At 60.2% G+C, this 12,392-nt stretch carries 3 protein-coding genes; 2 read left to right on the forward strand and 1 reads right to left on the reverse strand.

Going from position 1 to position 12,392, the window contains the following annotated elements:
- Positions 1-62: 62 nt before the first annotated feature.
- Positions 63-8,582 (reverse strand): peroxidase family protein, encoded by an 8,520-nt coding sequence (locus tag LB556_RS28480; RefSeq protein WP_224570902.1) that lies wholly within the window; start codon positions 8,580-8,582, stop codon positions 63-65.
- A 680-nt stretch (positions 8,583-9,262) separates the two neighbouring features.
- On the opposite strand from LB556_RS28480, the gene LB556_RS28485 reads away from it, so the two are divergent.
- Both LB556_RS28485 and LB556_RS28490 read left to right on the forward strand, forming a co-directional pair.
- Positions 9,263-9,925, forward strand: coding sequence for a response regulator (locus LB556_RS28485; protein ID WP_224570903.1), 663 nt, complete (start codon positions 9,263-9,265; stop codon positions 9,923-9,925).
- Between the two features lie 136 nt (positions 9,926-10,061).
- Positions 10,062-12,392: a response regulator gene (locus tag LB556_RS28490; RefSeq protein ID WP_224570904.1), complete on the forward strand. Its 2,331-nt coding sequence runs from the start codon at positions 10,062-10,064 to the stop codon at positions 12,390-12,392.

The raw sequence follows: 12,392 nt of genomic DNA on the forward strand, positions 1-12,392 counted from the left end.
CCACGTTAAACCGTCTGCAGACTTGAACGGCCGCCAGGGATTTCCCCCGGCGGCCAGAATGTTCAGGCGAACTTGAACGAGGTTTCGTCGAGGTCGTGGTGACCGGCAACGTCGATGCCGAAGTCGGCCGCCCCGTCTCCGTTGATCTCACCGCTGACCAGCGTGTGTTCACCGTCCGCGGCCATCTGGTAACTGACCATGACCTGGCCCGCCGAGGTGAAACCAGCCCCCGCAAAGAGGACGAAGGACTGGTGGCCCGCCGCACTCGTGTCGGCGTCGATCATTGACAGATCGATCTTGTCACCCGGCTGGAGGCCCACGATCGTATCGCCATTGGCGTCAGCTGCCGACCCGAACACGAAGGTGTCGCTGCCAAGCCCGCCATCCATGATGTTGGCGGCGTCATTGGCAATGATCGTGTCATCGCCGGAACCGGCAATCATGTTCTCAAAGCCGAACATCGTATCATGGCCGGTTTGCGCGCTGGAGACACTGCCGTGATGCAGCAGCCCGTTGCCCAGATCGATCGTCAAGCTGGCACTGATGGCTGCGTAGTCGAGCGTGTCCTGGCCATCCTCGCCCCAGTAGACGTCGTCTCCGTCGCCGACATTGGCGATGATGCGATCGTCGCCACTGCCCCCATAGACTGTGTCATTCCCGGCTCCGCCTTCGATGGTATCGTTCCCGGCGTCGCCGAAGATGCGATCGTCGCCCGCGTCGCCAAACAACATGTCGTGGCCGTCGCCGCCGAAGATAATGTCGTTGCCGGCCCCGCCGAAGACGACGTCGTCGCCGGCGCCAGCCTTGATCAGGTCGTCTCCGGCACCGCCAAGCAGCGTGTCTGCGCCGTCATTGCCCAAAATGACGTCATCGCCCTGTCCACCGCTCAGCACGTCCGCATCGGGTCCGCCGATCATGACGTCGTCACCGTCGGTGCCGAGATGAGCATCGCCACCCGACACCGGCGCATCGGTCCCCTCGCCCTCTGCTGCAACTGCCACCAGATCGAGAGATGCAGTTTGGTGAACGGAAGCGTGGCCATCGCTGATGTCGTAGGTGAAGCTCACCTGGCTGCTGTCGTCGGTATCGGGCGTGAAGGTCCAGCCATCCGGGCCCTGAGTGACCGATCCCGAAGACGGCGTGAGGTTGGTCACGGTCAGGGAGTCGCCATCGGCATCCGAGGCTCCGGCCAGGAGCATCGCCGCAGCGATCAGCATCGGCGTGTTGACGGCTAGCGAAGGCAGCACGATGGGTCCGTTCACGACCGGCGCACGGTTCTGATGCTCGTTGTCGTCATCGTCGTCGTCACCCTGTGAGGTGCCGCCCCCATTGCCAGGCGCATTTCCGTTTCCAGGCGCAACATTGTCGACAACGTCCTGGGGGCGCAGGTCGCCAATGACGTGGTTCGTCCCGCCGGCGCCATGGAAGACGATACGATGATCGGATGTCAGGCCGGAGATATCGACCGTGTCGTCGCCATCGCTGCCGTTCACTGTGATGGTGGAGTAGTTCAGGCTTGTGCCTGTAAAGTTGCCGACCACCTGTATCGTATCGCCTCCGCTCGTGCCTCCATCCGGGCCGCCGTTGCCGTTGTTGGCGGTGGTGTCGAGCGTGTTGATCGTGATCTCCTCGACGTTGTCGAGTTCGGCAATGATCGTGCCGTTGCGGGTGACGACGATCTCGGTGTTCACGTTCAGCCCGGTGAACCCGGCATGGACCGCGCTGCTTACGCTCGAGATGTTTCCGTCCCAGTGGTCGGTATTAGAGTAGATCGCGAAGGTTTCGGCGGTGTTGTTGCCGGTAACGACGAAGCGATCGCCAGTGGGGCCGTTGGCGCCGCCGTCGACGATGTCGTGGCCGTCGAGAACATCGATACCGAAGAAGGTTGTGGCGTTCCAGACGACGGTGTCGTCACCGCCGCCGGCGAGAATGATGTCGTCGCCGCGGTTACCGTCCAGCGTCTCGTTGCCGCTCCCGCCGACCAGTATCTCGTTGCGTGGCACGAGGCCGAGGAAGCCGTCGTTGCCGCTGATGGTGGTTCCAGTGGCGAAGCTGACGTTGACCTGCCCCGAACTGCTGGATTGCCCGTCGGTGACGGTGTAGTTGAAGCGGTCGTTGTTGCCGGTGATGTTGTAGGTGCTCACCACGCCGCTGTTCAGCGTTGCACTCAAGCCGCTCTGGCCGCTCAGGCCCGTGACCGAGAGCGCGTTGGGCCCATCCGTGTCCGTATCATTGGCCAGCAACCAGGCCGCGTTGAAGCTCGCCGGAGAGCCGGACGTGCTCTGATTCGTGACGACATAGTCGGTCCCCGCGCTGGGCGGATCGTTGACCGGGGTCACGTGGATCGTCGTGGTCGCGACGTTGCTGTTGATCATCCCGTCATTGACCGTGACGTGGATTAGCCGATCTGCGTTGGTCGGGTTGTTGGAGGTGCTGTAGAAGCGTACCTGGTCGATCCAGTTCTGATACTGCCCAAGGCTAGCCGACCCGCTGATCGCGAGGATGACCTGCCCACCGTTCGAAGTAACCGAATAGCTGACGCCACCCCCAAGATTTCCGCTGCTGGCGTTGGAGTTTCCTATCCTGAGCAGGTCGCCGGCAACCGCGTTAGTAACGACGACCTTCGCGGAAGCCAAGGTTGTTCCGTCATCGGTGATCGAGGAGAATGAAGAGATTCCCACACGCGATATGCCCTCTGTATAGCTCGTCGCGTAGTCGTTCCCGGGCGCGCCGGCGATGTTCGTGCTCGCCGTGGTCGCCGTGTCAATCCTGAGATTGTCGATGGTCACCGCGTCGCTGGAGCTGTTGTTGTTCGTGCCGGCGACGACGAAGCGGATCGCAGAATTCGCGGACAGGACGCCGTTCAGCGCTACGTTGCTGGTATTCCCGGAACTTGAGCTGCCATTGATCGTCTGGATCGTCTGGATCGTCTGGAGGTGGCCAGCGCCAAAACTCCCGTCGTCGCTGAATTGGACGCTAACGGTCTCGCCAGTGTCGAAGCTGTTTTCGTTATAAGAGTAACTGACGGTCGCGCTGGTCACGCCAGCGAGGCCAACAGTTCTTTGGATTGCTGCTCCATCGCCATTGTCGCCGAAGCGGAGAACATTGTTGTTCCCGTTGTCGATGGTAATTTGCCCGCCGGTGGGGCTGCCGTTATCCCCTGTTTCCTGCCATGGCGTCGAGGACCAAGCAGTAGTACCGTCACTATTGTCGAACGCGGCGTTGGTGAAGTTGTCCCGGTATTGCCCGTTGGTTGTCGTTGTTACGGTGTGATCACCGGTCAGGTCCAGCGTCGGCGCGACCAGCGGCAGGTGAATGTCCCCGTCGACAAACCGCAGCACCTCGACTCCGACCACAAGGTCGGTGCCATCGGTCGGAATGACAACGCCGTTGGCGTCGGTCGCGTTCGGATCGCGGTTGTCCGTGATCTTATAGGCGGTCACCAGGCCATCGGCATTCCCGAAATCATGGCTAATGATATCGATCGAGTAATCCGCCTTGTTGCCGGTGAAAATGGCGACGTCGCTGGTTCCGGCGCTCCCTGAATCGCCGCCGAGCACCAGGTCCTTGCGGTCTTCGGTCTTGAGCATCTCCGTAAAGTGCTTGGCGAACATTTCGGTGCCCAGCGCCGCATTGTCGAGCAGGCCGTCTCCAAGCGTTCCGCTGTAGCTGTGGATGATGTTGCCGTTCGCGTCCTTTTGGCTGTGATCGTAGCCGGCATAGGCGCCAATCAGAGTATCGAGGCGGATTTTGTCGCCGATGATGACGTCAAAACCGCTGCCGCCAACGCTCCCGTTCGAGTCCGGCGTCCGCTTATTGAAAGTGTCGTTGCCGCCACCGCCTATCAGCCAGTTGTCGCCTGAATTAACGCCTTCGGCATCAACCGTGCCGGTATTGTCGGCGCCGATGATCGTATCGTCGAATTTCGAGCCGATCACGCCTTCGAGGTCGGTCCAGAGCTGGTTGAAGGGCTCGAAGGCCGTACCGCCAGGCGCGCCGGTCAGGTTGAGATTGCGCAGATCTGCGGCCGTATCGAGCTTGATGGACGTGTCGCTGAACGCGGCTATGTCGAAGCCGGTGTCACCGAGGTTCTCGTCGCTGTCGCCGGTCTGGGCCGCCTGGCCGATGCCGCCGAAGAAGATGTCGTCGCCGTGTTCGCCCTTGAGCTGGTCGGAGCCAGAACCGCCCGAGAGCATGTCGTCGCCCTCGCCGCCACGCAGTTCGTCCGGGCCGTCACCGCCGAACATGATGTCGTTGCCGGCGTCGCCGAAGGCGAGATCGGTGTCGCCGCCGGCGTCGATGTAGTCGTCGCCCTCGCCGCCATAGAGTTCGTCGATGCCAGCCTCGCCGTAGATCCGGTCATTGCCGTGCCCGCCAATTGCAACGTCCAGCGCGCCGGCACTGGTGCCGGCATAGATGATGTCGTCGCCGGCGCCCCCATCGAGGAAGTCCTCGATGTCGCCGCCGTAAATGACGTCCTGGCCATCGCCGCCGTAGATGTGGTCGGCACCGGCCTTGCCGTCGAGCACGTCGTCGCCCTTATCGCCGTAAATGGTGTCGTCGCCGTTGCCCGCATCGAGCCAGTCGTCGTAGTCGGTGCCGGCGAACGTTTCGTGCGAATTGTAGCCCGAAGAGGGCGTGCCGTCGGGGTTCTCGCCGATGTCGGGCCTGAAGTCGGCGATATACTGGCGCGTGATCCCTAGGTCGGTGTTGGACTTCGTCAGCATCGTTCCGTCGCCGGCGATGCCGCTGCCCGAGCCGGAGTAGATGCCAACGCCATGATTGACCGTGGAGCTGAACGCATCGATGCCGTTCACGTCCGTCGCATGTCGGTCGACGATCTGCTTATAGGCTTCCTCGGCGGCGAAGTTGGTGATGGCCACCCACGTGTTGGTCGATGGATCGAGCTGGTACTTGATCTCTCCTCCAACCGCTGCGACCGTGGCGCCGGTTTCGTCATGGATGCTCTCGCCGGCGATCGCGACGATGGGCGAGGCGTTCTTGTAAAGCTCGAACGTGTGATCGGACCAGCCCATCACGTCACCGTTGAGATGCAGCGCACCCGTCGTCCGCTCGATGATGTCCTTGAACTGCTCCGTCGTGATGGCATGTCCGAGGTCCGGATCGATCGGCAGTGCCAATCCCAGCCGGTAGAGGTAGTAGAACCGGTCACCATCCATCAGCCGTTCCATCTGGTCTTCGAAGATGGCGTTGAAGGTGGTGCCGAGCTGACCGGTGAAGACATGAAGTTCGGCGAGGCCGCCGATCCAGAAGTCGATGTTGTCGAAGGTATGCTGGCCTGCCAGCAGGCTGGCGTCGCCTCCGGAGTAACTATTGTTGAAAAACCCGACGGCATCCTGCACCGTCCAGCCCATGGCGCCGCTGCTCGACGCGATGGCACCCGACTCCAGATCCACCAGCTCCTGCGCCTTGTCGAGATCGCCGTCGAAGGCATAGGCGGCGACGAAGTCGACGATCGATTCCGGATGCTGCATCTGCGAGTTGAATTCGGCCCAGCTGGTGTAGGGGTTCAGCGCGTCGACGATCAGGTTGGTGTGGTGCGGCGTCGTCGGGTCGGCCAGACGTTCGTCCACCAGTGCCTGGTGGAGCTGCGCGCGAACCTGGTTGAGGGTCGGCATGCCGACGTCGCGGCCGCGGGCGATGTTGATGGCCGCGAGGTCGAGCGGCTGCCCGAGCAGGGTCTGCTGCATCGCCGGGGTGACGAATTCGTCGACCTCGTTGGTCAACTGCTGCGACATGCCCCGAAGAATGTTCTCGGCCCCAGTGTTGGCATATGCCGTGGGGTTGAGGAACGCGGCCTCGAGGGCCCACTTGGTGACGAGGCCATTGGGGTCGATGGTGTCGATCGTCTCGCGCAGCTGCGAGTGCCCGAAGCGGAATGCGGCCTGCGAATATTCGAGCGAGATGTCGGACTGGATGTCGTTGTCGTAGGTTACGAATTCCGGCAGGTCCGGAGTCACCAGGCGCGCATACTGGTCGATCGCGACGTGCTGATACTCCATTTCGTTGATCAGCTTGGCGCCCTCGAACATCTTGTCCTGGTTCCAGGAAATCTGGTCGATCGAAGCCGTCTGCACGCTGCTCTGGTCGGTGAGCGTGTAGTTGCCGTCCTTATCGTGGAAATAGCCGTCGGCTCCGTCGCTGACGGCGGTCTGATAGCCGTGCCGGGCGTCCACGTCGGGCGCCGCCAGCACCATCTTCTCGAGATTGACCAGCTGCACGTTGTGGTTGGCGTGGAACACGTGGTGAATGGCGGTGAGCCCGAAGTTCTCGTTCGCCCGCCCGTCGCCGGCGACGTAGTGGTCGCCGATCGAAGCCATCATGATTTCGCCGACGGCGTTGTAGAACGACATCGCCTCGGGATGATCGAGAGATTCGTCGAAGATGATGTCGGAGGCGTTCTCGGCGATCGAGAAGTTGGCGAAGTTCACCCACGGGGCCAGCGCATAGGCGCCGTAAAGGTCCATGCCGGCGGGAAGCGTACCGCCCGGTCCCATGTTCAGGTCGGACCCGAGGTGCAGCTTCAGCTCGCTCTGGTTTGTCGCGGGGTTGATCCCGAACGACAGCACGTCGCCGCCGCGGCCGACATCGGCCATGTGGCGGTTCATCAGCGCGATCGCGGCGTCGACGCGAGCGCCTTCGTTGCTATCAAAATCCGTGGTGGCGTTGCCGTCATTGGGGTGGAGCCGCCCTTCGTCGAAGCGTGGGTTGATGTCGAGCAGCAGGGCTTCACCAGTGTAGGTGAAGCCGCCAGCGGCCGCCGCTCCGTTTGCATCGATCACATGGCCCTGGTCGTCGCGGGCCCGCAGGTTGTTGATGTCGTCCCAGGTGAGATCGTCGCGCATGGTGTCGCGCAGGTGCTCGCGCAGTTCGTTGAGCGTGGGCAGGGTGCGCGTGGTGGTGCCCGCGGTCAGGTCGCCCGTGGCGTTGAGGCCGTCGGCGCTAAGATCATTGAACGTGGTGCTGTGGTAGTCCTGGGTAACGTGCCCATCGAACAGCTCCATGCCCGGAATGTAGGTGCCGGGGTTGTTAGGATCCTCCACCCATTCGCGCAGGATGTAGGTCGTCTGGGTGTCGGAACCATAGCTCTGGCTCTGGTCGATGAAGGGCGAGGTGTGATTGGTGTAGGTGGTCGGGCCGGTCGGCGCGGCAACCGGTGCGTGGACGTCGTCGGCGGTCCCATAGACCCCGTCCGCACCGGGGGCGGACAGGTCGTCGGCCGTATTCCACATGTTGTCGGCGCCGGCGATGGAAAGCGGCCGGCCGTGGTAGTCATCGACCGTGTAGCCGTCGGGCGTCGCCCGGGAGATGGTGATCGTCGAGTTACCGGGATCCGCCGGTCCATTGGTACCGGGCGCACGATAGAGCGGATCGTCGGGCGACAGCGGAATGATGATCTTGGAGCCCTGGCCGCCCTTGTTGATGAAGTCGAGGCCGTGGTCGAAGAACTGCCCGAAGAGCGTGAAGATGCCGCTGGTCGAGGGGTCGCCCGGCAGCGTGTTGAGGTTGCGGACCATATATTCGGTGATGGTCTCGAGCCCATTGACCCCGATAACGTTCTCCGAGGTGACCACGTCGGTGTAGACGCCCATGCGAATCATGGCGCTGGCGTTTTCGTCGATAACCGGATCGAAAATGCCGCCAAGTCCTAGATTGGCGTAGTCGAAGATGGCGATGGAGCCAGCCTGCGGATTGCCCAGCGAAATCGCGAGGTGACCATTGGCGTCCAGACCGACAGTGGCGTCGGTGTCGCCCGTCGAAGCCTGCAGACCGGCCTGCATGGCCGACACGACCTGGGCCATGGTCCGGCCTGCACGGATGTCGACGCCGACTAGATTGCTCTGTGTGGGATCGGCCTGAAACTGCCCGTTATAGAACTGGAAGGCCACCAGGCCGCTGCCCGTGCTGACAATGAGCAGGCCAGGATTGATCACGCCTCCCGCCGCGTCCGTCAGCGCGTATGTGCCGGTCCCGGCCGCCGTCGCGGCGCCCGGCGCGCCGTAGGACGAACTGATCATCTGCGTGATCATGCGCGGGGTGTAGTCGACGATGGTCTTGTTGAGATCGCCGTAGGTGGTGTCGCCGCCGAGGCCGCTCTCTGCCAGGACCGTGGTATCGGTCAACGTGTGCGTTTGGAGCCAACCGGTGTTCTCGGAATTCGTCAGCGCAGGGTTGAGCGACACCTGGGCGACGTAGTTGTTGTAGTCGGCGACGGTGAGCCGCGGGAACGGATTGTCGGTGGCGCCCCAGGTCCAGCGGGAGAAGTCGACAAGGTTGTTGAAAAACCCGATCGGAATGCGAAAGCCGCTTGCTTCGCGCGCGCCGTCGTAGATCGAAAGTCCCGTGACCGGGTCGATGATACCGAGCGGGTCCACCGGGTCGCCGTTCTGGGTGAAGTTCCCGAAGGTTCCGAGGTCGTGCGTCGCACCGTCGGAATCCATGAAGCCGTAGATCGCTTCGCCGGTCGCATCGTAGTGGGTGATGATAATGGCATCGCGCATCTGGTCGAGCAGGAAGTTGATATCACTGAGCGTGATGTCGAACGGCTTGATGGAAGGCATTGCTTTTCTCCATTCGTTTGCCGTGACAACGGCACAGGAAATTCATGGGACGCCACGCGGCGCCGGCGGCTGCGGTGACTAATGCAGATTTGAACGGTATGCGCCCGACTTGCATATTGCCCACGTTAACCTTCCGTTAAGCATGGCACGTCGACCCGGATTGGGAATTGTCGGACGTCGAGTGAAGTTCTCGACGCAAGGACCGGTCTTTTTTGACGGATAGTCCAGTTTCATTCAGACCTAGGTCGGGACGCAATCCTGACTAAGGTCGGGAACTAGTGCACGCCGTTCCAAATGACCTCGAGTTTGGGATAAACGGCACGCAGCCTATATCTGCGTTCCCGTTGGATCGCTGGCTTAATCACGCTCGCAATTTCCACATGTCAATTCCGAGATCCCCGGGGCAATATGGCACCAAATCGCCATGAATTATGCTTGGAGGTACTTGACATCTGATTTTAAATATTTACTCTACTTCTGTAGATATCCATTGTTTTTAGGTCTAAATTTCTTGGCCGGCTCAGCATCCCTCGTTAAAATTTGACATACTTTGACATACGTTGACTCCAATTTAAGCCAGGCGTTATATTCAGTTGGGCGTTTGGCGGGTTTTGGCGTTTCTATGCAGGATTAGGGCTCTACGGACGTCGGACGCTTGGGCTGTGCGTTGGGGTAGGAGCGTGGGCAATCTAGATAGGGTTTCAATTGCCATTGTCGACGATCATCCGATCGTTCGACGGGGTCTAAGCGCTGTCATTTCAGGCGAGGCGGGTTTCAATCTCGTTGCCGAAGGCGGCACCGCGCGTGAGGCCTTGGAAATCGCCGAACGGTGGCGACCGCAGATCATGCTTCTCGATCTCGGGATCCCGGGAGGCGGACTGGAAGCATTAAAGCATATTGTCGCCCGAACACCCTCCGTCCGATGCGTGATCCTGACAGTCTGCGATTTGGCAGCCACCGCGATATCCGCCTTGAACGCCGGCGCCAAAGGTTATGTGCTCAAGGGGGTGAGCGCAGGTGATCTTAAAAAAGCGATGTGGACCGTGGTCAACGACGAGTCATTCGTTTCGCCTGAATTTGCGACAAAACTGCTGCAGGCAGCACAGCTGAACGTCCGGCAGACGTCTTCTATCGATCAGCTTACCCACCGGGAAGCTCAAATCATGAAAGCCGTCGAAGAGGGTCTTACCAATCGAGAGATTGGCGAGAAACTGGATATAAGTGAGAAGACCGTCAAGTATTACATGTCTGGCATTCTACAGAAGTACGGAGTCACAAACCGCGTTTCGGCGGTAATTGCGGCGCAAAAGCTGCGCGGCGTAAGTCCGTCTCTGGAAAATTGACGCGTTAGGGACTGCCTTCTATGCGGTGCCGTCTCGAGGCCGACTGGGATACCGAGCGGATACCGACGGGAGGCGTTGCCAGGTCTTGCGGTATGATGCCAAACGAGTGAAGGCCTGCTGCGGGAGACCCAGATCAATGCGCCACGCGCGTCTCTCTTGGATCGAGTTGGGTGGCTACTTAGTGCTGGTCGCCATCGGATATTTGCTTTGGCTTCAGTTCAGCGCCGCTAGGGAAATGGACGTAAAGGCCGCCATGCACGCATTCCAGGCGGAGAACCAAGCCAAGAGCCGAGCTGTCGCCGTTAACATTGAGGGCAGCTTTCGCCAGATGTATCAAGGTATTCGGACGATCGCCCGTCTGCCGACGGTGCGAGCGCTGAGTTCGGAATCTCATTCCTTGCAAGAGGACGCGAGAGTCAGCGCCCAGGAGATTTACAACAATCTGGCGGAAAACCTTTCAGTGTCGGAACTTTACATAGTGCCGGCCAATTTCGACCCGGATCGCGTCGACGTTGACCCGGTGACGCCAGAGGCGCCGCTGATGACGTTCGACGAATTTATAGTTGGGAGAAACGCCGATCAAAATCCGGGCAGCGCAACCTTCACGAAGAAAAGTAAGATAGAAGAGGTTGAGATATTTGAATATCGCGCCATGAGGCAGCAGCTCGATTACTTGGCGTCTAGATATGACAACGAAAATATAATTTCAAACCTCAACTACCCTGCAATTGCCAGTGGAGAGGTCATTACCTGTGACAACACGCACTACTCGCCAACCGCGCCCGATGATAACGACCGTAAGGGCATTGTCTATTCGGTTCCATTCTTCGGGTTTGACGGAAAACTGCGAGGCATTGTCACGGCGGTCGTGCTGTCCAACGTCCTTACAGAAATTCTGCCGAACGATGGCTATGCGCTAGGCAATGACAGGCTCGGCTTCTATAGGGGTGCCCGTCAAGGTCAACTTTGGAAGCAGGTCTCGCCGCGAGGTGAAGTCAGTCTCGAGCACGTCGCCTATGCTGACTCCGTGCCGCTCGATTTTCCAGACGTTGCGGGAGGATGGAGCCTTTGGTCTGCGGTGCCGACGGCCGTCTTCCTGAAATCACCCGCCGTTCAGTCGATCAATGAGCGTTTTAAAACCGAGGTCATCATCCTGATTTTGGGGAGCGTAGCCTTGACTGCCTTGCTCCGGTGGCTCGCGCATAGGAGCTCAACGGTGGAAAGGCACAATCGAGATCTGGCATTGCGCATTCAGGAGCGCACAGCCGAACTGGCCAATGCCAAAAAAATTGCCGAAGAGGCCAGTTCGGCCAAAACCCAGTTTCTTGCCCGGGTCAGCCACGAAATCAGGACCCCTATGCATGCGATCGTCAGTGCGACGGAGTTGCTGAGAACCAGCAGGCCCGACCGAAGCGCGCGGGCCAAACTGGAGATCATCGATCACGCCAGCCAGACATTGCTCGACATCGTCAACCAGGTGCTCGATCTTTCGGCTATCGAACACGGTGCGCTGACCGTCAATTCGGTTGAATTCGCGCCTTTGGCATTACTATCGGAAACATGCGACATGATGCGGGCCGTTGCCGACCGGAAGGGATTGACGATAGTGGTCGAAAGCGCCCCGAACACGCCTGCCCGCCACCGCTCGGATCCGGCACGCATTCGCCAAATCCTGGTGAACCTGATCGCGAATGGTCTCAAGCATACCGATGCGGGCGGAGTGACGGTGCGGGTCAGCAGCGACGTATCCGGTGTTCTCGCCTTCGACGTCATCGACACGGGCTCGGGTGTCGCGGAAGATGATCGTGAGCATATCTTTCAGGAATTCTATCGCGGTGCCAATTCGGACGGGTCCGGACTTGGGCTGGCGATCAGCCGCCAATTGGTCGAGCGGCTCGGCGGCACAATCGACGTCAATGAGGCTCATCCGCATGGCGCTCACTTCCGGTTCACCATCGCCGCCGACCCGGTGGCCGAAGCCGCCGCGGCATGCGAAGCACAAAATCTGCCGGAGTCGAAGCGGAACCTGACGACTGTGGTAGGCTCAGGGATGCACATTCTTTTAGCGGAAGACAATGAACGTGTCCGCGGTCTACTCGAAGAAACGCTTCAGCAGTTTGGCTGCGTTGTGCAAGTGGCCCGCGATGGAGAGGAGGCGGTCGCCGCAGCTTGCCAAACTCGTTTTGATGCAATTCTGATGGACTGCTCGATGCCGAAGCTCGACGGCATGCGTGCCGCTTCCAGGATTCGGGAGATTGAGGCGACATCGGTTGCCGAACGCCGCCGGTCCCGTATCATTGCCTTAACGGCCAGCGCGTATCCCAGCGACCGCGAAGCTTGCTTGCAGGCAGGAATGGATGATTTTCTAAGCAAGCCCTTCAAACGGGACGAGCTCTTTCACGTCTTGGGAATTACCCTCAAAGCAACGAACAAAACCGCCGCAGTTTTGGCGCCAGTTGCGGAATAG

The sequence above is a fragment of the Mesorhizobium sp. ES1-4 genome (assembly GCF_020164745.1).
Taxonomy (GTDB): domain Bacteria; phylum Pseudomonadota; class Alphaproteobacteria; order Rhizobiales; family Rhizobiaceae; genus Mesorhizobium.